Source organism: uncultured Phocaeicola sp. (assembly GCF_948499155.1).
Lineage (GTDB): Bacteria > Bacteroidota > Bacteroidia > Bacteroidales > Bacteroidaceae > Phocaeicola > Phocaeicola faecalis.
The window spans coordinates 16,729-42,333 of sequence record NZ_CAOOSE010000005.1 but is presented as its reverse complement, the minus strand read 5'-3'; the positions used below and the strand labels follow the sequence as shown (position 1 = coordinate 42,333).

The 25,605-nt window shown below is 41.7% G+C and carries 13 protein-coding genes; 8 read left to right on the top strand and 5 right to left on the bottom strand.

Going from position 1 to position 25,605, the window contains the following annotated elements:
* Positions 1–227: 227 nt before the first annotated feature.
* Together QYT14_RS05695 and QYT14_RS05690 are read right to left on the bottom strand one after the other, a co-directional pair.
* Positions 228–1,931: a RagB/SusD family nutrient uptake outer membrane protein gene (locus tag QYT14_RS05695; protein WP_288325884.1), complete on the bottom strand. Its 1,704-nt coding sequence runs from the start codon at positions 1,929–1,931 to the stop codon at positions 228–230.
* Positions 1,932–1,949: 18 nt separating this feature from the next.
* Positions 1,950–5,117 (bottom strand): TonB-dependent receptor, encoded by a 3,168-nt coding sequence (locus tag QYT14_RS05690; protein ID WP_288325886.1) that lies wholly within the window; start codon positions 5,115–5,117, stop codon positions 1,950–1,952.
* 921 nt (positions 5,118–6,038) lie between these two features.
* Between QYT14_RS05690 and QYT14_RS05685 the strand changes: the two genes are divergently transcribed.
* The 4 genes from QYT14_RS05685 (at position 6,039) to QYT14_RS05670 (ending at position 14,826) form a co-directional block, all read left to right on the top strand.
* Entirely contained in the window at positions 6,039–7,877 is a 1,839-nt protein-coding gene (locus QYT14_RS05685; RefSeq protein ID WP_288325888.1) for a heparinase II/III family protein, read from the top strand.
* A 169-nt stretch (positions 7,878–8,046) separates the two neighbouring features.
* Complete coding sequence (locus QYT14_RS05680) at positions 8,047–10,317, top strand: glycoside hydrolase family 95-like protein (RefSeq protein WP_289307579.1); 2,271 nt, start codon at positions 8,047–8,049, stop codon at positions 10,315–10,317.
* Positions 10,318–10,328: 11 nt separating this feature from the next.
* Complete coding sequence (locus tag QYT14_RS05675; protein WP_288325892.1) at positions 10,329–13,253, top strand: glycoside hydrolase family 2 TIM barrel-domain containing protein; 2,925 nt, start codon at positions 10,329–10,331, stop codon at positions 13,251–13,253.
* A gap of 31 nt (positions 13,254–13,284) precedes the next feature.
* Positions 13,285–14,826, top strand: a complete 1,542-nt coding sequence (locus tag QYT14_RS05670; protein ID WP_288325894.1) for a Gfo/Idh/MocA family oxidoreductase — start codon at positions 13,285–13,287, stop codon at positions 14,824–14,826.
* 210 nt (positions 14,827–15,036) lie between these two features.
* On the opposite strand, the gene QYT14_RS05665 is transcribed toward QYT14_RS05670, so the two are convergent.
* From QYT14_RS05665 to QYT14_RS05655, 3 genes are all read right to left on the bottom strand, one after another.
* Positions 15,037–19,020, bottom strand: a complete 3,984-nt coding sequence (locus tag QYT14_RS05665) for a two-component regulator propeller domain-containing protein (RefSeq protein WP_288325896.1) — start codon at positions 19,018–19,020, stop codon at positions 15,037–15,039.
* Positions 19,021–19,280: 260 nt separating this feature from the next.
* A complete protein-coding gene (locus tag QYT14_RS05660) occupies positions 19,281–21,731 on the bottom strand; it encodes a TIM-barrel domain-containing protein (RefSeq protein WP_288325898.1) in 2,451 nt (816 codons plus the stop codon).
* Between the two features lie 803 nt (positions 21,732–22,534).
* A complete protein-coding gene (locus QYT14_RS05655) occupies positions 22,535–23,050 on the bottom strand; it encodes an outer membrane beta-barrel protein (RefSeq protein ID WP_288325900.1) in 516 nt (171 codons plus the stop codon).
* A gap of 541 nt (positions 23,051–23,591) precedes the next feature.
* Between QYT14_RS05655 and QYT14_RS05650 the strand changes: the two genes are divergently transcribed.
* The 4 genes from QYT14_RS05650 to QYT14_RS05635 are packed head-to-tail and all read left to right on the top strand — an operon-like array spanning position 23,592 to position 25,473.
* On the top strand, positions 23,592–23,849 hold the full coding sequence (locus QYT14_RS05650; RefSeq protein WP_288325902.1) for a GlsB/YeaQ/YmgE family stress response membrane protein: 258 nt from the start codon (positions 23,592–23,594) through the stop codon (positions 23,847–23,849).
* Positions 23,850–23,879: 30 nt separating this feature from the next.
* Positions 23,880–24,176, top strand: coding sequence for a YtxH domain-containing protein (locus QYT14_RS05645; RefSeq protein ID WP_288325904.1), 297 nt, complete (start codon positions 23,880–23,882; stop codon positions 24,174–24,176).
* A gap of 35 nt (positions 24,177–24,211) precedes the next feature.
* The gene (locus QYT14_RS05640) at positions 24,212–24,508 is read left to right on the top strand and encodes a hypothetical protein (RefSeq protein ID WP_288325906.1); all 297 of its coding nucleotides are present in this window, start codon (positions 24,212–24,214) and stop codon (positions 24,506–24,508) included.
* 32 nt (positions 24,509–24,540) lie between these two features.
* A complete protein-coding gene (locus QYT14_RS05635) occupies positions 24,541–25,473 on the top strand; it encodes a manganese catalase family protein (protein WP_288325908.1) in 933 nt (310 codons plus the stop codon).
* Positions 25,474–25,605 lie beyond the last annotated feature (132 nt).

Here is a 25,605-nt window from a genome sequence, read left to right as displayed (position 1 = left end):
CTGAAAGACATCCGTTACAGTATTACAGATGAGACTGTATGGATAGTCCAAGTCTTTTCAAAAAAAAGCTGTAGTTCTTTCTGAATAAAACCAAGCCCTTTTTGAGAGAGGATGAAATGACAGCCTCAGACTGTTGAACGGACAGGAAAATCCCGCCTACACACCAGAAGACTACTGATTAGTAGGCGGAATCTATTTCCCAACCTTTTTACCTTAATGATTTCAAATTACCAACCCGGATTCTGTTGTGATTTCAAATCAGGATTACGCTCAAGTTCTGTTAGAGGAATGGGCCATAAATAATCACGTTCAACAAACTTACGAGTATAACGGTCATTACCTAAGATATCATCATATTTGAAGTTTAGTTTTTCTTCGCAAAGCTTCCAACGCTTTAAATCACCAAAACGATGTCCCTCGGCTGCCAACTCAACCGCACGTTCGTGAACAATACGCTGGAACACTTCATCATGAGTGCGAGCTTCAAGCCAAGACGGACCACTATTCAAAGCCGGCATATTAGTGGACGGACGCTGACGAACCTGATTGATTAAAGCCACGGCATCATCCAGTCTACCTATCTCATTATAACATTCGGCCAACATTAGCAATACATCTGCATAACGAATAATCGGGAAGTTAATAGGCACGTGATAACGGTCATTGATTTCTCCATTCATGTCACCTTCCGGCACAAACTTGCGCCATATATAGTCATACCAACCACGATTATTGCGAATATAGCCATAATTCTCATTTGTTCCTTTCGCCAATACCAATTCCATTTCTTTAGGAGTACGACCTACTGCCCCTAGAGTATGCGCATACGGAGTAAGAACTGTTTGTTCCAAACGCGGGTCACGATTTTCATAAATCTGGCGAAGCAATTCCTTCTTTTCAGGATATTTAGAAACCACATTATTTGTCAGTTCTGCTAAAAAAGTTTCCTTTTGAATCGCCTGACTGGTCGTAAATCCTGGAATATAATCTTCCCAATCAAATGGTTTTCCATCTTTCATTTCATACATATCTACCAAAATATCCGTAGGTATGCTATTGTTCCAACCACCTCCGAAAGAAGAACGGCTACCCATATAAAGACCGGAAGGCAGACCGCTATCATTGCCGACTCCACCGGAATTCTGAACAGCGAAAATCATTTCATCACTACAGTCTCCTTCGGGTTTGAACAAATCAGGATAGCTATCATAAAGTTTATAACCGTAGCCTCTTCCACTAGGATCATTCACTACTTCTTCAAAATCTGTTGCAGCACCGCTATAATCTTGATTGAAGAGTTTTACTTTACCCCTTAATGCAACAGCAGCACCACGTGTAGCACGACCATATTCACTCTGTTCCCATTTTACAGGTAATACGTCAATCGCTTCCTCCAAATCGTCCAGAATGAATTGTCTGATTTCTTCCGCACTGCTACGAGGCTTTTTCATATTCATGAAATCATCACTAATGATAGTCGTTTCATCATATAAAGGCACACCGCCCCAGAAATCCAACAATTGGAAGTAGTAAAGAGCACGCATGAATTTGGCTTCTCCCTTATATTGAGCTTTCAACGCATCAGTTATATCCACTCTATCGATATTCTGCAACAAAAGGTTAGCGCGAGCCACACCTTCATAAAGTGCAGACCATTTGCTACTAACATCACCGTTACTATTCGTATAGCTTCCATAAATAACAGACTCATAACGTCCAAATGAAATTTCTCCTAAAGCATCTACACCAAAATAAGTGCCGTATGTCTGTTCATGTTTCATTTGGGCATAGATACTCATCATGCCTTGGTGAGCATGCTCTTCTGTTTGCCAAAAAGTAGCAGAGCTCAATTTATCGTGCGGATATTGATCCAAGTCATAGCAACTGCTCATCAATCCTGCCACTGCTAAAAGTAATAAATATTTTTTCATATTGGTATTATCATTAATTTAGAATGAAACATTAAGTCCGAAAGATGCCTGACGCATGGTCGGATAAGTAAACTTGTTTGTTTCCGGATCCATACCGGCATAATCTGTAAATGTAAAGAAGTTCTCTAAACTGCAGAATAAACGTACCCGACTCAAAGAGGCTGCCTGAACCCATTTTTGAGGGAGAGTATATCCTAACTGAATATTACGGATTTTAAAATAGGACTTGTCTGTTTCCCAAATGGTGCTCTGACGAGTATTGCGGCTGTCGCCATTGGACATCAGACGCGGATACTTAGCGTTTGTCACACCTTCATGCCAGCAGTTATCAGCTACTTCTTTACTAATCTGGTTACCGAAAGTCAAATATGAGGAACGCATGTGCGTATATTGCACTTTATAGCTGCCTGTACCGGACAATACCGTTGAGAAGTCGAAACCTTTGTATTCAAATCCCAAGTTGAAGTTGAACAAGAAGCGCGGAGTATCTCCATGACCTCTGGCCACTCTGTCGTCATCATCCAAATAACCGTTGTTATTCATATCCTTATAAAGCACGTCACCAAGCTCCGGACGCTTAAAGTTCTTGAAATAGTTAATGGGATTGCCTGCTTCATCCAATCTGGGATTATCAACAAGCGACTGTACATAGTCTAAATCCGCCTGTGTCTGAATGATACGGTCTGCAATATAGATGTATTGAGTGTTAATGCCATATCCTTCTTTAATCATGGCAGTACCGCTATAACTAGCCTCATCACCTTTGAACTTGGTTACTTCATTATCCACAAAAGTAAGGTTGGCACCGATATTATAGTGGAAATCATTGATTTTATCCGCCCAATTCAAAGTCAGTTCAAAACCTTTATTCACTACTTCCGCACTATTTTGGATAGGAATTCCGGCTGTACCGTGAACCAACGGAGCAGGAAGGTCAATCAAAATATCTGATGTCTTTTTATAGAAATATTCCAAAGAACCGTTCAAACGGTTATTCAATACTCCAAAATCCACACCAATATTAGTAATGGCTGTGCTTTCCCAAGTCAAGCTCGTATTCGAGATAGAAGTCATGCCCAATCCTACCGCTTTATTACCATTTAATACATAGTTGCTCTGAGCATAAACCGGAACTGCAGCATAATCGTTGCCTTTCAAGTCATTATTACCAAGCTGACCATAAGACACGCGCAGTTTTAAAGCATCCAGCCAATTGCGGGTACCTGCCATAAATGATTCCTGCTCCATACGCCAAGCGGCAGACATAGAGGGGAAATATCCCCAACGCTTGTCCTTAGAAAAGCGTGAAGACGCATCAGCACGAAGGTTGACTTCCAACAAGTATTTATTATCCCAACCCAAGTTAATACGTCCAAAGAACGAGCGCATAGCCCATTCGGAATGTGAACCACTTGTTGTCGACTCACCGGTGGCACCGTTGATTACATCGACAGAAGAGTCCAGCCAATCATATCTTTGTGCGCTGAAGCTACGGTCACGGCGCATTTCCTGACTGGCACCTACCATCGCATTCAAATCAAAACGATTATTGAAGAACTTGTTTTCATAACGTATTACACCATCCATAAATATACGTTCAATCTTACGGTTGTAATTGTATACATAACTCTGACCACTGTCCTTTTGAGTCATTGTCTCTGTTGCAAAATTCCAACGGTCATTAAAATTAGACTTTTCCCAATTATCTTTATCCGTAAGTTCATAAGAATAAGAGCCCGAAATACTCAATCCCTTCAGAGGAGTGATGGTTCCATTGAACTGTGCGCGTACATTACGTTCTTTCTTCTCACCTATTTCACGGTTCAACCACCACAATGGGTTATTGGCTTGCGCATCATCTTCAGGATTCTGCATAGCACCGTAACGTCCATCATGACGAAGCACCAAGCCTGGAGTACTTGCCACACCATAAGTGAACATATCGTCTACCCGATCCTGTCCCAAATCAATGTTTGCTAAGTACCCACTCACTTTTGCACCTAAAGTCAACCATTTAGTGATTTTAGCCTCTACATTAGAACGGAAATTATAACGTTCATAACCGGAATTTTCCATGACTCCCGGATTATTGTTATAACCAAAAGAAGTATAGAAATTAATCTTCTCACTACCACCGCTTACCGAAAGATTGTGATTGGTGGCAACAGCTGTATCAAAAACTTCGTCAATCCAATTGGTATTAGGATATATCAATGGATTCCTACCATTGTCATCACGCCATTCCTTAATGGTAGCTTCCGAGAAACGTCCCGGTTGGCCGGAATTACTATAAGCTTCATTCATCAATTCCATATAATCAGCATAATTTGACACCGGATCCAATGTTCTACCAATTGATTCCAATGAAGCATAGCCAGTATAATCTACATTGACCTTTCCACTTTTACCTTTTTTAGTAGTAATCAAAATAACACCATTAGCAGCACGGCTACCATAGATAGATGCAGATGCGGCATCTTTCAATACAGTCATGCTTTCTACATCCTGAGGAGCAACAGTGTTAATATTACTTTCTACCCCATCAATAATAACCAGTGGCGAAGAGTTATTCAAAGTACCTTGACCACGTACTAAAATAGAGGCATTGTCATCACCCGGCTTATTGCTGGCTGATGTTACCGAAACACCTGCTGCCATACCTGCCAAACCGGAAGAAAGATTGGTGATAGGACGTTTCTCTGCGATATCATCCATATTGACGGAAGAAACAGAACCGGACAAGTTTACTTTCTTTTGTGAAGCATAGCCCACTACCACTACTTCATCTATAAGTTCGCTACTTTCCTTTAACTTAATAGTCAGTGTGCTTTGAGTGCCGACCTTCACAGTCAGGTCTTCATACCCTACAAAACTGACAACCAAGACAGCACCATTAGGTACATTGTCTAATGAGAACCGGCCATCCACATCCGTAATAGAACCGTTAGTCGTTCCTTTTACAACCACATTGGCACCAATAACAGTTTCACCGGTTTCATCGATTACCGTACCTGTAATAGTACGGCCATTCTGCTGTACGATAAGAGAAGAATTTGTGGAACTGATATCGGAAGGATTACCTCCGGCTGCATAAGCCGGACTTACCGCCAACACCAAAGCTCCTCCCACAAAAAGTTTGAATAGCTTGGTATGTAAAACACACCACTGTTTTTTCTGTTGATACATAGTCCTATATAATTTTAAGGTTTTGCTGCAAATTTATACGAATAGTACATAGGAGCAGGGGTACATTTGTGTTTTTGAGAGGAGTATACTTGTACCCTTATATTTTTAACGTTTGCAGCACAGGGTACATATTTGTACAACAAGATACATTTCCGTACAAAGAATAAAAGTTAAAGGAACAAATTTCATCCTTTTTCCAATAGCCTGACGGAGCCTGACACAATGACATATATACGTGCAGGCTTATGCGTACGTCCGTGTAGCCCGATGCGTATATACGTGTGGGCTTATGCCACCGTACGTATAGGCTTATGCCACCGTACGTGTTGTGAATGTTGCAAAAAGACCTTTGTGTTTTTAAAAAAGCTCGTTATGTTTTCAAAAAACTTCAGCACCTTTTTAAAAAAGCTCGGTGTGTTTTTAATGTAAGGGCGGCTTGCCTCCTCTCACAAAGTTGTTCATTCCTCCTTGTCCCTTCATCCTTACATTTTAAATTTAACACACAGACGAACAACCGGTTAAAGATGACAGTACATCCCCTCATCCTCCCTTCAGCCGCGCTTTCCAAGTCCCTTCACAATCTACCTTCAGCGATTTCCTTTTTGACGAATGAAGGGAGGCTGAAAGGACGACAACAAGATGCCCATTCACCACCGGAACCCCTATCAGCAGGGCGTTTCAACGGCTAATGAAAGGAAGAAGGAAGAAAACGATTCGGCTGATACGGAGACTTTGTAACCAAAAGATTTCAGCCATTTTTATGGCTGTCTCTAATATAATTTAAATTTTTATTCATTGAACGGAAAGCACCCGTCAAGTAGATGATATTTCCCCCTACATTATATTTTATATTCTTATTTTTGTGCAATCAAATAAGAATAGAACAAATTAAATAAGCAACGCCCTAACCAATCATTTATTATGAAGAACGTTATCATTTCAACGAACCGCATAGGAAAAAGCATCATGCTTTTGGCCATGCTACTTTTAACTTGCAGTGCATGGGGACAACAAAATTGGCTGCCAAACCATCCCCGTCTATTATTTACCGGAGCCGAAACCTCGGAAGTGAAAGAATTGATAAAGAGCGAGCCATTGGCCGGTGAATTGGCGTTGTATTTGAAAGCACAAGCCGATTCCATAGCAGAGGCACCACAATTGCCATACGAAATGGATAAATACGGTAATATGTTGTGGACTTCACGTGCTTATGTCTATCGGTTGGGTACTTTATCATTAGCCTACCGCATCTATGGTGAAGATAAATATTTAAACGCAGCCAATGATGCCATCTTGTGGGTGTGTAACTTCCCTGATTGGGACCCAAAGCACTACCTTGATACAGCCGAAATGACTGCAGCAGTAGCCATTGCCTACGACTGGCTTTTTGCCGAACTTCCACACGCTACAAAACAGCTAGTCAAAGCGAGTATCTACAAGAATGCGATTCATCGGGTGTTGCGCGAATACGAAAAAGGAGGACCGGGCAGTTGGGCAAAGCGTGAAACCAACTGGAACGTGGTATGTAACACCGGTATGGTATTGGGCGCATTGGCTGTAGCCGAAGACTATCCCCAAGAAACCGGTGTCATCTTAGAAAATGCCGCCAAATACATGCCCAACTGCCTGAAACTTTTTGCTCCCGACGGTGTATGTTACGAAGGGCCCGCCTATTGGGGATACACCAACCGCTACCTTTCCATGTACTTGAAAGCGGTAACAGACAATGGCGGAGATAAGGGAGGCATTGCCCAATTGCCGGGTATCAACCGTACAGCACTTTACCAGATACGCACACTCACCCCATCAGGACATCCGTTCTATTTCGGCAATGCAGGTATCGGACATGAGTCTTTTGGCGGTCCCGCCTATTTTCTGTATGGTAAAATGTTCCATCAGCCCGAAGTATCCGCCTGGAATAGAAACGAAGTGGCTAAAGCACTGCATGGTGCCAGAATGTTCGACCAACTCTTCTTTCTCTCCTTACCTTGGTTTGACAACACTCCTACCGGTAAAACAAGCACTGTGCCTGCCATGGAAGTGTATCACAACAAGATTAATGACATTGTGGTGTTCAACGGTGACCGCAACAAAAGGGGTTCTATCTATTTAGTAGCCAAAGGCGGTTTACCCAATCAGGCACATCAGCAAATGGATTGCGGCACATTCATTGTAGAAAGTGACGGTGTGCTTTGGACAGAAGACCTCGGTGCCGATGACTACGACTTGCCCGGTTTCTGGGATGGGAAGCCCGGTGGCCAGCGTTGGAAATACTTCCGCAACAACAATTTCTCGCACAATGTCATCAACATAGACCATAGCCTGCAATATGCCAATGGCCATGCTTTTGTCTGCGAGGAACATCCCGAAGCCAAGCAGCCTTCCGTCAAACTGAACTTATGTGAAGTGTACAAGGAAAAAGCAAAAAGTGCTTATCGCAAATTCACACTACTCAACAGTCATACTATGGAAATAGAAGATGAAGTGAAGTTGCTTGATGCCAGTTCAAAGGTGTCATGGGTAGCCGGCACCAAAGCCAATGTAGAAGTGAACGGAAACAAAGCTCACTTTATGCGTAATGGCAAGCATTTTTATATGCAGATAACTGCTCCTGCCGGTGCAGTGTTCAAGACTTATCCGGCCAAGAATACTTATAAGGGAGAAAAACCTATCGAGGGTATCACCATGCTTGAAGCAGAATGTTCGTTCAAAGGAACAGACGGTAAGGTGACGGTACGGATGAGCAGCAAAAGACTTTGATAATAATTAATACATGAAACTATCAAAGATTGGCCGGAAGGCGCTGCCTATATCATGGCAGTAGGTTATGACGGACAACGTGTGAAGTGCTTTAAGAAGTAAACCAATAGAAACATTTATTAATTCGATTATTATGAAAAAAAACAGCTCAAACCATTGGAGTCGACAAATGGCTATTTTATACCTGGCAGGTCTGGTCGTAGGCAATGTATATGCCACACCTGCCTCCGACTTAAAACAACCCAATTTACCGTTTGTATCTGCCTCCTGTTTAGAACAGGAAACAGCCATAAAGCACGGCCTGCATTTCAGTACCCTTCCCAACCGCTGGGACGAGGCTGTTCCTTTGGGAAACGGTATCATGGGGGCACTTGTGTATCAGAAAGATGGTAAATTACGCCTGGCCTTGGATCGGGCCGACTTATGGGACTTGCGTCCGGTAAAAGAATTCAACGGCCCAAAGTATAGCTATAAGGCTATCTGCGAGGCAGTAGACAAGAAAGACATGAAACCGATATATGAAGTAATAGACGCACGTACACAAAAAGACATTGCACCCACCAAGCTTCCTGCAGGTGCATTGGAATTTGCCATCGGACAATTAGGTGAAGTGGCAAGTGTAGACCTGGATGTAATGACAGCCATCTGCACTATTACATGGAAGAATGGAACCAAAGGATATTTTTTTACGAATGCAGTAGATAAGAAAGGTTACTTCCGTTTCGTTCATCTACCGGAAAAGATAGCCATTAATCTCCAATCTCCTTCTTTTGAACTGAAAGAAGGAGAGAAAGAGCAACATAACTCTCTTTCTCGGTTAGGGTATAAGAATGGAAAGATTGTCAACAAAGAAAATCATATCAATTATCGTCAGAAAGTATATGGTGATGTCTCTTATGAAACCGATTTGAAGTGGGAGTACATAGATGACAGTACAATGGAAGGTGTATTTTGCATCACAACAGATGGCACTTGGTATAGCGAATCTCTTTCTGCAGGGAAACAGATGAAGAACCATACCAAAGATTTCTCAACTGCCCGCAAAGAGCATACAGAATGGTGGAAACAGTATTGGCAACAATGTGAAATCAATCTCCCCGACAAAGTATTGGAACGTCAATGGTATCTTGAAATGTATAAGTTTGGTGCAGCCTCACGTAAAGACGCTCCCCCTATCTGCCTCCAAGCCGTATGGACTGCCGACAACGGACAAACTCCACCTTGGCGCGGTGACTTCCACAACGACCTAAATACCCAACTTAGCTATTGGCCGGGCTATGCATCCAATCATCTGGAAGAATCTTCTGTTTTTACAGACTGGCTTTGGAAGATAAAAGAGAACGGGCAAGCATATACCCGCCAGTTTTTCGATGTAGAAGGACTGAACGTACCTTGTATATCTACACTCGATGGACGGAATCTGGGAGGATGGAATCAATACTCCCACTCACCTACAGCAGCCGGCTGGTTGGTTCATCATTTTTATCTACAATGGCAATATTCTGCCGACGAGGTTTTTCTGAAAGAACAAGCCTATCCTTGGGTAAAGGAAGCAGCACGTTTTTTTGAAAACATCTCTGTAAAAAATAAAAACGGAAAGCGACAATTACCTATTTCAAGTTCGCCTGAAATAAATAACAATGATTGGGATGCGTGGTTTAAAGAAACGACCAATTATGATTTGGCATGCATCCGATTTACTAATAAAGCTGCTGCTGATATGGCAGAAGCATTAGGACTGAAAGAAGAGGCCAAGCACTGGAAATCACAAAACGAAGAGTGGCCTGATTTTGCAGTAGACTCCACCGGACTAACTATTGCACCGAACTACCCGCTAGCCTATAGTCACCGCCACCTGTCGAACATGCTGGCTATCCATCCTTTTGGGTTATTAGACATTTCACAAGGAAAAGAAATGGAAAAGTTAATTAAACGTTCCATTCATCACACCGAAGAGATGGGAGTAAACGGTTGGTGTGGGTATACTTACAGTTGGCTAGCCAACTTCCATGCTCGTGTTTTCAACGGAGATGCTGCAGCACGTGCATTGCACATCTTCATCAAAGCATTCTGCTCACCCAACAGTTTCCATCTCAATGGTGACCAACTTAAAAAAGGTTATTCCGGCCTTACCTACCGGCCTTTCACCTTAGAAGGAAATTTTGCGTGTGCCTCTGCCATCCAAGAAATGTTATTACAGAGTCATACCGGGGTCATCAAAGTTTTCCCCGCCATCCCCGAATCTTGGCAAAACGCCTCTTTCCGTAATATGCGCGCGATGGGAGCTTTTCTGATTACCGCAAGTTACAAAGACGGAAAGGTGGAATATATCAAAGTTCAATCGGAAAAAGGAGGAAAGCTGAAAATCTTTAACCCATTCACAAAGAAAGTTGAAGAAGTGGAAATGAAAGCCGGAGAAACCAAGAACTTAGTTCGCTAATTTATAAGAGAATGAGAAAAATAGTATACATATTAGTGTCATTCATCTTACTTGCATTGCACGTCAGCGCACAACGTATTGCAACTTTTGAGATGCGATATATTACCTCTGACACAAAAGCAAACGGAGATAGTGATTTTCATGGGGAGACCGAATGGATGAATCTCGACCAACGCATCGACTTCTTAAATAAATATGCCGCTTACTCTGCTGAGTTTTGGGGAAATCCGCAACTGAGCCAACCACTGCTGGCTATAGGAGAAGCCCAAGGTGTAGTGCAAAATATAAAACCACAACCATTAACAAAGGTGCGACGGACGTTGCGTTTGTCTGATTGGCAGGCATATGGGCATCGACCGGGAAAAGCAGAAGAACAGAGGCAGCAATGGAGGCTATGGGCCAGTGCGCCGGAAGCCACTATTGCCAATGGCGGACTAAAGCTTAATAATGGCAGCACAGAAAGAGAAGTAGGCAAAATAGACTGGCGCTTTAAATTCAACACCACATTGGATAAACTGAGCCCTAACTTTACCCTTGCTTTCAATAAAGGAGACAAGACCTTATTGTCCATCGTGCTGGCAACAGATAAAATAATGACACAATCCGGTCGGCACAAACAAACCGCACCATTCAATTTTGATCCAAAAATAAAGTTGGAAATCTATGGTGACATACCCAATCACCGCTTTTTCGTAACTGTCAACGGAGAGACGATTTTAGAATGTCCCATAGATACGACCTTGGAACAAGAAATCAATCGTATCAAACTAACCTCTCTGCAAGGAGAAACAGTTATAGATGATATACTGCTGTTCAACTTTACAGCAGACAGCACCAACCAACATACTCCTTATTATACCAGTCTTCTTCTGGATGAAGATTTCGAAGAAGTATTGCCCATAGACGGCTGGCAGAATCCAACATATAACGACCAGTGTTGGCAAACTGTTAATCTTCCATCCGCTCACGGAGGCCTCAGAGAAAGAGAAGAGAGTTATTATCTAAGAAAGAAAGTACATGTAAAAGATTTCGGCCGTGCCGTGCTAAAGCTGGAGACACTGGATCCAGGAGGGGAAGTATGGATAAACGGACAACCGGTAGCCGTAATAAACAACCGCCATCCTTATGACTTGGATGTAACGGATTACCTAAAACCGAATAGCGAAAATCTGATAGCTGTCCGCGTGAAACCATACAAGGCCCGACACTTAATGTTACACTCGCCTTCAGATCCTTACATAGGTTGGCAATTGGGTAGAACAGAACTGATACTTACCGACCGGTGCATGATAAAGAATGTGTTTGTCCATACAGCTTCCATTGCCGACAATCAGGCAATACAAACCAATCAGATTATTCTCCAATACCCCGGAGTCTATAGTTGTAAAGGAAATGTGGAAGTCAACTACTACTCATGGTATCCTACAGAGGGTGAGAAAGTTGCCTCTACCCGACAGGACATTGAAATCCGCCCTGCCATAGACAATAAAATCATTATCAACCTACCGATAAGACAGCCCAAACTATGGCAAACCGAGCAGCCTAATTTATATAAGGTAGAAGTCATCTTGCGAAATGAGAAAGGAGAGGCCATAGACGATTATATGCTGACTACCGGCATCAGAACCATCGAACAAAGGAACGGTACTCTGTATGTCAACAATAAAGCCGAGATGCTGAATGGGGCTCAAATCATGGGAAACCGGTATCCGATAGAAACCATTTCCAAAACCAATCGCTGTGTATCCGACGAAACGGTTGCACAAGATTTACTCATGATAAAGAAGATGAACGGCAATATGCTACGCATCCACGTTCATGCCGAGAAAGATACGATAGACGGCATCAACGACCCGCGTTATGCCGAGTTTGCCGACCAACTGGGTGTATATCTTTTATGGCAGACAGCCGGATGGATACGTGAAGGAGAAGCGTGGAACGTTGACTTTGAAGGTTATCCCAAGTTCATGAAGCAAGTCTACAACCATCCGTCCATTGTGATGTGGGAAGCAAGCAATCATCCCAACCGCTTCAAGAAACATGATATCTCCGACTCCAACTATTATATGGAGCGTATCTTCCATACAATTAGCAGTGCCGACACCAGCCGGTTAATTTCACCGACTTCTTTTTGGCAGCATACACATTACGGCAACTATGACGGAACAAAAGATTACAAAGGTAATCCGATGACGCCAACCCCTGTTTTAATGGAGAAATTAATGACTCGCGGGAGTCAAGATGCCTATACAGGATATGGTGCTGATTGGTCATACCTCCGAAAAGCTCCACACAGTTGGGCAGCTTCCTGCCTGGCAGCCAACGACAAATGCTACTTTAACTTTGAGCATGAAGAATCGGCAGCCCAGCCCAATTGGGAATTAGTGAAGAAAGAGCCTTGGTACAAGTTACAGTCCTACGAATGGGGATACGAAGAAGGCAGCATAGGCCGTAAACTCAATGCGGAAGAGTGGCGTATCAGTCAGGCATTTCAGGCTTTCTCAGCATGGGAGTCCATGAAAAAACAGACACTCTTGGGATATGACGGATTTTCATGGTGCAGTCTGGAGTCGGGCGCCAATATGTTCACTTATCAGAAACCGTTAGTAGATGCAATGGGAGTACCCAAATTAGCTTTTTATGCCAACAAGCAGGTTTTCAATCGAATTTGGGCGGCAAGTGACAATGTAGATGTGGTTTATGGACCGAATGACTCAATCGCTCCTGTTATATTCAATCTGGGAGACGAACGCACTGTACACCTGAGTATCGAATTGAAGAACGAAAAAGGAAAAACCGTGGAACGTAGAAGTATAAAGAACATCCATATCGACAAAGGCCGGAGTATAACCAAACTGAACCGCTTCCAATTCAAACCGAAACCGGACGGATGTTACTTTATCGTTTACACGATTACAGAAGCAAGAACAAAATAATTCTAGTATTTAATAAAAATAAGACAAAGACATGAAAACATTAAAGTTATTAACCCTGGGGATATGTTTCACATTAGGAGCATGCTCCAATCAATCCACCTCTACTGTGCAAACCAACGAACACGGTACACAATGGAGCTGGGACAAAGGAACCATTGTAGTGAAGACTCCCGAACGTCCGGCAGACCAGACAAGCGCCATCGGACTGACTGTTCCCAAAATGGAAGTAGTCCGTGTGGGATTTGTGGGACTGGGCATGCGTGGTCCCGGAGCCGTGGAACGTTTCACTTACATTCCCGGTGTACAGATAGTGGCACTTTGCGACTATAAACAAGAGCGCGCAGAAAAATGCCAGAAGTATTTGCAAAAAGCGTCAATGCCCAAAGCCGCCATTTACTCGGGAGAAAAAGGATATGAACAACTTTGCAAACGCGATGACATAGACCTTGTTTATGTAGCCACCGATTGGTTACACCATTTTCCTGTAGCCATGTGTGCTCTGGAAAACGGAAAGAATGTGGCAATCGAGGTTCCGTCAGCCATGAACCTGAAGGAATGCTGGGATTTAGTGAACATGAGCGAAAAGACCCGCAAACACTGTATGTTATTGGAGAACTGTTGTTACGACTGGTTTGAAATGAACACCCTGAATATGGCACAACAGGGTGTATTGGGCGAAGTAATCCGCGCACAAGGAGCATACATCCACAATTTAGATCAATTCTGGGATTATTATTGGAAAGATGGAGAAAACGACAAACTAGGTTGGAGACTGGATTATAATATGCGTCATCGCGGTGATGTGTATGCCACCCACGGACTGGGCCCCGTCGCACAGGCATTGAATATTCACCGGGGTGACCGTATGAAAACCTTGGTAGCCATGGATACTAAATCGATTGTCGGCAAATCATTGGTGGAGCAACGAACCGATTCTGTTTGCAATAATTTCCGCAACGGCGACCATACCACTACCCTCATCCGCACAGAAAACGGAAAAGTAATTGAAATTCAGCACAATGTAATGACACCGCAACCTTATAACCGTTTATATCAATTGACAGGAACAAAAGGATTTGCCAATAAGTATCCCACACAAGGATATGCACTGAGCGCCGATCAACTGGCCGCTTCAGGCGTACAGCCCCAGGTAGACAATCTGAGCGCACACGGATTCATGCCGAAAGCAGAACAAGACGCATTGGTTGACAAATATCGCCACCCGATATTGAAGAAATACGGAGAAATGGCAAAAGAAGTAGGAGGTCATGGAGGTATGGACTTTATCATGGACAGCCGATTGGTATATTGCCTGCAAAACGGCCTTCCCTTGGATATGGATGTTTACGACTTGGCTGAATGGTGTTGCCTGGCAGAATTGGGCGAACTTTCTATGGACAATAACTGTGCAGCCGTAGCCATTCCTGATTTTACACGTGGAGAGTGGAATACCGTGAAAGGCTTTAAACATGCTTATGCTACACCTGAAGAGGAAGCTTCAAGCATGGAGAAAGCAAAAGCATTCACAGCCAAGCTAAAAGAACAAGGTGCTAAAGAATGGGCAGCCGAATAAATCACAGATTCTACAAAGACCGGATTTAATGCCTGTTGGAATTCTCTTGGGAGTGTGTCAAAACTAAACCAGTCTATCCAATCGTCAGCTGTAGGGGCAGGGTTTGCCTGCCCGAAGACACCAAGTATGTTTTCGGACGAGCGAACCTCGCCCCTACGAACTAAACAATAGCATTATCCACGTTTTAACACACCCCCCTTATATCATCCATTAACGGCCCCTGTACTCCTGCGGTGTCTGATTAAAGCAAGCCTTAAAACAATGCCTGAAATAACGCGGAGAGTTAAATCCAACCTGATAGGCTATCTCATTTATCTGTAACTCAGTATGGTTCTTTAACAAATCGGCAGCATATTTCAAGCGGGTATTCAATATAAATTCATTCGGAGTCATGCAGCTCAGCGCCTTCAGTTTGTTATATAGCGAGCTACGGCTGATTAATAATTCTTTAGCCAACATGTTCACATCAAAATCCGGGTCTGATAAATGTTCTTTTATAATGCCCTCCAGTTTTGATAAGAATTTGGCATCAATCGGATTCAATACCAACGTTTGCATCTCAGTTTCCACAGAAGTACCAGTTGTCATCTCCATTCCGAACTTTTGTTTCAACATCTTGCGGTTGCGTATAATATTAGCAATACGCCCCAGTAATATCTTATTATTAAAAGGTTTCTCTATATAATCATCAGCCCCGCACTGCAATCCCTCCATCTTTTTATTGTCCGAAGTCAAAGCAGTCAGCAACACAACCGGAATGTGACATAAATCAAAATTACTCTTTATTTTGGCACACATCTCCAAACCGGACATTTCGGGCATCATAATGTCACTCAGAATAAGATCAGGATGTTCTTCCATTGCCTTCTGCAATCCTTCCTTACCGTCCATGGCAATAGTGACCCGATATAAAGGAGAAAGCAATGAAGTCAATATCTGCAACAAGTCTTCATTATCTTCTACTATCAACAGGCAATCCTTGGCTGTAATATCTCCTTGCGTTTCGGGAGTCTCCTCCTCCCCTGTCTGATCTGTCTCTTGTTCTCCACCTTCTTCAAGAGGCATCGCAAAATGATTGTCAAACATCTCTTCCGGCTCAACAAAAGTCACATAGTCATCATCACGGAAAAGATTTTTTTTAGGTAATGTAACCGTAAAAATAGTACCGTATTGCAGCGCACTCTGCACTGTAATTTCACCGTGATGCAATTCTACGATTCCTTTTGACAAAGCCAAACCGATACCGCTTCCCGGTGAAGAAATAGCAGAATCTACCTGATAGAAACGGTCAAAGATATAAGGCAATGCTTCTTGCGGTATACCTTCACCCGTATCGATGACTTTTATCTCGAGAACCGTTTCCTTCTCCTCTATCTGTAACTCTACCCTTCCCTTCTCCGGAGTATGCTTAAATGCATTCGACAACAGATTGGAAAATACTTTCCGCAACTGCCGGCCGTCAAACCAACACTGCATACTCTCCATCTCCGTATGAAACTCAAGTTGTATGTTCTTCAACTGCGCCTGATCCATAAAATCCTGCTGAATCTGTTTCAGATAAAGAATGATATCCAACCGGCACACATGAAGCTGTAATTTTCCCCGTTCCATCTTCCGGAAATCCAAAAGTTCGGATATCAGTTCCCTAAAATGAAAAGTATTCTTATATATTTTCTGCAAACGTGTCCGCAGATACGGAGAATAGTTACCGGATTGCAATAAAGCCTCAAGCTGCGAGATAATCAACGTTAAAGGAGTACGGAATTCGTGAGATATATTGGCAAAAAACTGAAGTTTTGCCTGTATAAGTTCTTCGTTCTTTTCTTTCTCAAGCTTCTCTTGTGCCAACGAAGCGCGTAACTGCATCCGGGCACGCCAGTTCCGCAACAATGAATAAGCGATTGCAACAACCATACAAAGGTAAACCAAATAAGCCGCCCATGTAGACCACCAAGGAGAATGTACAATAATAGCCAACGCAATGGAATGCACCTCATCAAGTGAACTCTGCTGCTTTTCACGTACAATCAGCTTATATTTGCCGGGATTCAAGTTTGTATATACTATTGTATTATTATAAATCGTATTCCACTCATTACTGAACCCTTCCAGCCAATATTCATAAATCTTTCTGTTAGCATTATCAATATAACTATTCGAAGCTATAGATATTGAAATATTATTTTCATTGTACTCCAGATTAATTTGATTGGCAAAAGGCAATGCTGTCTCCAATATATGGTCGGATGTTTCGCACGAAACAAGTTTATCGTTCACAGACAGCGATGAAAAATAAAGGTTATACCGGGGAGACGGATTGAACAAAGAGTGGCTCATGAAAGAAGCCATGCCCGAGGTCCCGCCGACAAACACTTCACCGTCACGACAACTCAATAAACCGCATCCATCATTTATGGCAGAAAGATGTAACTGATTTTCAGCATCAATCATCTTCATCTCCTGAGTTTGCGGATGATAAACCAATAATCCTTTTTCATTGGAAACAGCCAAATAGTCGCCCTGAATAACAGACAAATTATAACAATAACGAATATCGAAAATAGAACATTGCTTAAAGCTGTTTTCCGCAGGGTTGAATGCATACAGACCGTCCCCATAAGTGCCAAAGTATAAAGTACCATCGGTATACTCCACCATATTCAACACTTGAAATCTACCTAGCCCCCTCTCATTATACTTATAAATGTATTTCTCTTCCGGCATCTTCATATTAATCCGCACAAGCTGGTCATGCTGGGCAATCCAAATATAATCTTTGGAATCTATCAAAAAAGAGGAACCTGCCCGATGAGTTTCCCGAATAAACGGATATAAATGCCCCATCGTCTCCTGCTTCAAGTCCTTTACATACAGACCTCCACCGGAAAGAATATAAAGGCTGTCTCCACGCAAAATTATTTTGGAAAGAGATTTTCCCATCTCTTCCGTATGATATACTACTTTTCTTGCAGTTATATCAAAACAGAAGAAACCTTGTTTGTGAGTACCTATATACAGACAATCCCGTTCTTCATCATATTCTATACATTTCAAATTAGAGAATAACGGAGACACACCCTTTTCATCTGCCAAATAATGTGTAAATTGTGTGGAGTCTCTATGTAAATAATTCAATCCTCCCCCTTCCGTACAAATCCAGACATCCCCCCGTTTATCTTCCACCATATTTCCGACGAAGAAGAAGCTCAAACAATCTTTCCGGCCAACCCCTTCCGAATAATGTGTAAAAATATCTACCTGAGGATTAAAGTATTGCACTCCTCCATAATAGGTACCAACCCAAATTGTTCCTTGAGAATCTTTGCAAAGCGAGAAAATGGATGAATGCTTCAAACTTCCTGGTTGCGTATCTTTCTTATAACAGGATACATTGCCCAGCGTATCTATTTTATTCAGTCCATTGAAAGTTCCTATCCAAATAGAACCTTCATCGTCTTCTACAAAACACCGGATGTCATTGTTAGATAATAGAAAATTTTGCTCATCAACAAACTGTTGGCTTATACCATTTTCTATGGTATACATTCCTTGCCTGAACGCAGCCACCCACATTTTCCCCTTCGTATCTCTATAGAGTGAAAGGACATTGACTTTGGGGATAACACAAACTGGAGCCGGATTATCCAAGTTATCCACCCGATAAAGTCCGTCGGTAGTACCCAACCACACACATTCATTGTCGTCCACATAAAGATAGGTGATATGTTTCTTTAACGACAGTTGATAGACAAAAGCAAATTCCTCTTTCTGCCGATTCCATTTGAAAACAGAATCACGCGTTGCCGCCCACACCTCTTGGTCATGCATATGCAGACAGTTCGCCCTCTGCTTTAAAAGAGAGAACTGCTCCTTACGAAGATCATAACGAACAAGTGCATAATCCGAAATAAAAAAAAGATTTCCCTGTTTATCACTGACAAGATTATCTACGTTGTTCCCCAAGAAACTCCTGACAGAATCTTGCGACGGCTTATAAACAGTCATAGAATTTCCGTCATAACAACTCAACCCTTCCAATGTGCCAAACCACATTCTTCCCAATTCATCCTGACAAATGGAGATAACTGATATTTGGGACAATCCGTCTGTCTTACCCAAATGTTTAAAATACACATTGCCTCGAAGCGTGAAAGAGACAAGCAAAAGGACGTATAACAATATTTTTCTTTTCATAGTAATATCACATTTCCCATATTTCTTCATCAGACTCCAACCTTTCACCCGCAGCTTTATTCATTTTCTGCCGGTTATCGCCTCTGCATCGAGCCTCATAGGTTGATGTCTTTTCAGGATATTATATATTTATGGACTTATCTAAGATTCAGCACAAAAATAACAATAATTTCTTGATAATGGAATATGATATAAAAAACAGGGATATTTCGCTGTCTACAGGCGTTCTTTCCTCCAGTCCATCTATACCGCCCGGCAAACTAAAACTTCAGTTTCATTGTTTTATTGTCGTACATAACCTCTTTTTCAACTACAGACACGTCCCCCGATTTCGAAGGAGTAAGAATCTGAATCTTGAACTTTCTATTCTTCAATTTAGGCGACATTTTACCAGTAGGTGCAAACAGAGTGAACGTTCGATGCGTATTATTCCATTTCATTTGAATGGCTGAATAACCTCCTCTCTCATAGGCATAAGTCTCATTATCGTCTTCATAAAGCAGAAACTCTGCATCTTTACCTGCATAAACTGATAATGTCATTTCAGAACCATCGTCTTGAGCGACATATTGAACCACTTTATTACGTGGAACAATGGAACCGGCTTTTACAAATATTGGCAGCGTTTCTAAAGGAGCATCATATTTTATTTCTTTTCCTCCTTCATAACATTTGTTGGAGTGAAAGTCAAACCAATAAATACCGGAATGTTGTGGTAAGTAAATCCCTTCCAATGTATTGACATCCGAAATAACACCTTCCCGGTCATAATACATCGGTCTGGTTATTGGATGAACCATTAATGCGTCCCCTAACATATAACTGCTTCCATCATCAAACGTTTTCCGGTCGCCTGAAAAATCCACTACTGTACCACGCATCATGGCCGAACCTTTTGACGTAACCTTCCAAGCTTCTGAATATATATACGACAAAAGCGTATAACGAAGATGTATCGTCTCAACTTGGATATCATAGAATTTGCTGCCGGGCTCACCAAAATGCCAAATTTCACGCGGTACTTCTGTTCCATGAGCCCGGAATATCGGAGAAAGAGCCCCATATTGAAACCACCTTGTATATAATTCCAAATAGGCAGAATCTTTAAGTCCCTTCGCATATCCTCCATCACAAGAAGATATGCTTTTATGAATTTCCGTCCCTATCTCTCCTGTTCCTTCACCGGAATTTTCCTTACTTCGCACTCTAAAGCCACCGATATCAGTAGTCCAATAAGGAATACCGGTCATACAAATATTAAGACCGGCTACAATTTGCTTCTTTAATACGTCCCAAGAAGCATAGATGTCTCCAGACCATATAGAAGTACCAAACCGCTGCTGCCCTGCAAAAGCAGAACGAGTTAAGATAAATGCGCGATTATCACTCTGTTTCCTTAAATTTTCATACATCATCCCAGTTAATACATACGAATAAGTATTGAGATAACGAGCGGCAGATCCGATAAAAGTTTTACCGGCTTTTTTGCTCCATAAAGTCTGCTTTTCAGGATATAGCCCATCTTTATAAGCCGGTTCTGTCGCATCCAACCACCAAGAGTCCACACCTTTTGTATAAAGTCCCTGATACAGATGGTTCCAAAAAATCTTTTGGGCTGTAGGAGCATATATATCCGCTACCTTGTAACCTGCCCATGTGGGCACGTCATACAACACATTTGCCGAATCCATCTCTTGATATACTTTCGTGGATTTTCCGAAACCAGGCCAAACAGACAACGTCAACTTAACATGGTACTTCTGATGCAAACCTTCAATTACCTTTCGGGGATTAGGATGAGTAATTGGATTGAAAATCATGCCATTCCATGAATCAAGGTTTTCCCCCCAATATTGCCAGTCTTGAACGATGTTGTCTAACGGAATATTTCTCATTCGGTAAGTTCTCACCACATTTTGAAGCTCATCAAATGTCCTGTAACGTTCTTTCGACATCCAGAATCCAAAAGCCGACTTGGGAAGCATTGGTGAGTTCCCTGTCAATTCGCGGAATTCCGACATGGCATCCTTCATATCTTTCCCCACTACCAAATAATAATTTACGCCATCTCCTATCTCAGAAGTAAAAGTAGCTCCATCAAGAGTATCTTCAAAGGTGGAACAAGAATAATTATCCCAAAACAACACATAATTTGAAGTGGATACAACAACCGGATTTGCAATTTCACGATTGGCGTGTACCAGCAACTCCTTATGCCCCCTATAATTATAAACCCCATCCTGATACTGCCCCAAACCATAAATAGCTTCATCAGGCTTTAAAATGAAGGTTTGGCTCACTGTATACGCTTTTTCCCCTAAATCATCAATTTCAGAAAACTGATTACCACCTTCTACGAGAATCGTATCATGGCTTTGAGCATCAGAAAAAAGAATCCTATCCTGCCAAACATCATAAGTTGCTTCTACTTTTGCCGATTTTAAAGTAATCTTATTTTGCAATGAACGATATTTTATACCTTGCACTCCAAAGGCTTTATCGTTTACAACAAGGGAAGGCTTCTGTTCTTGTCCTGCAGGATAGGTTCGAATGTGTATAATATTATCCTTCAAAAAAGAAATCTCAATTTGTTTTGCTTCAAGAGAAACTGTGACCCCATTTCCTCTCTTTTGTACAGCAGAGAGGGAGCTCCTTTGTCCATAAGAACAGAGTGAAACAATGAAAAACAAAAAAAATATTATTCTATTCATAATTAACCGACACTATGCAGCATAAAATCTTATTTAATGTCTATACCTTTCAGAAACAACACAGTCCGTAAAGGTTTCCACACCAGTAACTTCACTTATTCCAGTGCTGCAAAATCAAAAAAAGGAAGCCCTGATATGTCGGTAAAGATAAGCATAAAGTTTATATTTTGGATACGACTTCCAGATGTAAATGGTCCGCATAGTCAACGCTGTTGTCAACCATCTCAATCTTGACAGTTTCAAGAAGCTGCTTTATAAAGAAATGGGCCGTTGCGCCTATCATCTCTCAATAATATAACATAGCATACAGAAGATCAGGCACATGAAAGAAAACAAGGTGACAATGGGCTCCGCTTTCTTTATTATAGTTTTTAATATCAAAAGATATGTGCGAAACTGATAAAAGCAGAAAAAAAGCACAGACGCAACCGAATGCTTACGGTATATGATGTGATGTGCAGATGATTGGTGATAGTGAAGAGATGAGTCAATGGCGACAATTTGAAACTATCGTACAGGTAAAACTGTTTACCCGATAATAACCTAATATCATATTCGATAGGTATTCCATGAATGTTGATTAATACAGGATCTTAGCACCTATATCCGATTTTTCGGCAAGTCTTTCTCCTACAGAATTCCCCCAATATATACAAACGGGACATTGCTGTATCGTATTATAGACAACTGTAAATATCATCAGGATTTCAAAACCTGATAAGGAAAGAATAAGAGAAACTGGATTAACCGAAGTTTCTCTTATTTATTATTGTACAAATATTAAACAACTTGTATTCTGCCGTTTAAAATCTGTATCCATATCCCAACATAATCGATGCGTTGTCATCTTTGGCAAACATAAACTTCGCTTCGGCATTCAGATAACTGCGTTCGGAGATAGGCAATGTGATACCTCCTCCCAGATTGAAGGCGAATTTGGTAGAGTTACTCCGGTCTATTTCCATCTTTTTCCCATCTGCTTCGATACTCTTTTTTCCATAGAAATTGTTTTGCATACCGATACCTGCAAGAGGATAGACAGAAAATCCCTGCCCGTCTTCTTTAAAGTTGAATACATAATGGAAGTTCACATTTACATCCAGTCCGGTAATTTTGTCTTTAGGAAAGTAAAAAGTCACGTCTGGAGCAATCCGAAGATTATTCGCTATCGCATAGCGTCCTTGTACTCCTAGACCGAATCTTTCATAATTAGTCTGATAACCGACATTTCCCATCAAGGAACCTTCTCCTTTGACTGTTTGGGCATTCATGCCTACTGATGCCAATGTAATCATGGCCAGTAAAATTAGTTTTTTCATAATTAAAGCATTTAGTTAATAAAATGTTTCTTTTAAAAAAGTACCCCTTTTAGCTCAAACAACAAATGTTTAATTACATTTGTTTACTACATATAGTTACACACACATGACACACACACACTAACACGAGCACATTTTTTTAATTTTTCATAAACTTGGAAATGATGTTAATTCCGTTTTTTTACCCTGAACCATTCTTTTTAATGCTTTGTTTTTCAACATATAGCAGGAAGCAAAGTCGGTTATATTCCGAATTACTAGTCCATTATAAAGAATGAGGTATATGGTGTCGGATTGTTGTAACTGATTAAAGCTACATTGTTTTAAAATAGTAAAATATCAGTATTACTTAATTATTAAAAGTTTATAGCCATGAAAAATCTAAGTTTTGATTTGCGAGCCAGACTGATAGTCAGTTCTGTCATCAGGACAATAGCTTGTTTGTTTCCAAACTCCTCCAGACGGATAAAGTGATGATATATCAATCTCTATATTTACATGTAAATTCTAAACCAAGTGTATAACTTAAAAAAATCAGCCTATGTATTTTCTATGGTACATTATTATCGGAATTCTTGCCGGATTCATTGCCGGCAAATTAATGCGGGGCGGTGGCTTTGGCCTGTTTGCCAACCTGTTAGTAGGTGTTGTCGGCGGTGTTTTGGGTGGATGGATGTTCGGTCTGCTGGGAATCGCAACAACAGGTCTGTTGGGCAGCCTGATAACTTCGACTGTGGGAGCTATCGTATTGTTGTGGATTGTTTCATTGTTTAATAACAAAAAGGAAATTGAACTTTAATTATTTTAACTTTTTAAAAACAACTTGATTATGGGAAATAGAAATTCTAGTTTATGGATCGGCCTGGGAGTAGGTTCGGTCATCGGTGCTTTAGCTTATCGTTTTTCACGTACTTCAAAAGCCAAGAAACTGAAAGAAAAAGCATGTGACGCTTTTCATAAGATAACCGGTAAAGCAGAAGGTATGTTGGAAGAAGTTAAAGAGAAGGCTGTGGATACCGGAAAGGCTGTAGCGGACAAGGTGGCCGACAAAGCATTTGATTTTGCCGAGAAGACAGACGATTTTAAGAATAAAATGCATACAGTGGCTTCCGAAGCAAAAAAATAAACCGGAAAAGGTAATCGTCAAGAACTCAGACATCTATGAAATGGGAGGAACATTTGAAACATCAATTGCCGGCCAATGGCAGATGGGAAAATTATGAGCAACTGTACCGGATGTGTCTGTTGGCATACGCCGAAGGCTGTAACGAGGAAAAAAAGAAAGCTTTCGAGGCATACAGGCTTCGTTGTGGTAGACTGTTCGGCAACAGATGCATGCCGTCTGCTGGCAGCAGGGCGAATCCAAAAAAGATATGTGATGCAAACTGTTCCTACATAAGGAAGTATGAGTTTGAATTGTATAAACTGGGTGGGTGTATGGAAGACCCACCTGAATAAACCTGAATTATTGACTTTAAATTGAAAAGATTATGTTTTATCATGTAAAAGATTTGCAGTTCAACGCCCGGGTTTCACAACCGGATCCACGTTTTGCACGTGTGATGCTTGAAGCATTCGGCGGTGCAAATGGAGAATTGAAATCCGCCTTGCAATATTTTGTACAGGCTTTCAGTTGTCACAATCCATTCCCTGATAAATATGATATGTTAATGGATATTGCCACTGAAGAGTTCGGACATCTGGAAATTGTAGGGGCCACGATTCAGATGCTTTTGGGACCGGTGAATGGAGAAATGAAGAATGCACTTGAAGATACGCCGCTCCGCATGATGATGAGCGGTAAGTCTGCTAAAGAGGACCTGATTCATCAAGCATTTACCAATCCACAATTTTTGGTAGGAGCCCCCGGCAGTCCGGCTTTGACAGACAGTAACGGAAATCCTTGGTGCGCCACCTATGTGTCTGCTACGGCAGAATTGACGGTGGATCTTCGTTCCAACATGGCAGGAGAGGCACGCGCCAAAATAGGCTATGAAAATCTTCTCCAGTTGACGGACGATCCCTTGGTAAAGGAAACGCTTGGTTTTCTCATGACTCGTGAAGTAACACATTACCAGCAGTTTGAGGCTGCTTTGGAAACAATTCAGCCCAATTTTCCGCCGGGAGTATTTCAAACATCTCCTAAATACAGCAATTTATATTTTGATCTGTCGAAAGGCGATGACGCTCGTGGACCTTGGAACGAAGGGGAGAGCACGCAGCTAAAGGAACAGTGGCAATATATAGAACAACCACTTGAAGAAGTGAGAAGCACGGACGGATTGCTGGATAGAAAACCGGAAGGTACCGATCGGTCGGAAAAAGAGATTGCCAGAAAAGAAGCACAATTGTCCAAGGAGCGTAGCGGGCAGGTACTGGCGTCTACTCCCAAGAAGGAGATGTCTTGGTGCAAGTATCAGTGATTTGAAAAGAACATCGGTTTAAAGCCGTTGTAATTATTAACCATAAACCATTTTAATTATGACCAAGAAAACAGAAAAGAAACAGGAAGAGGCAAAGAGCACAAAAAAGAGTGCCCAGGCCCAAGAATGTAA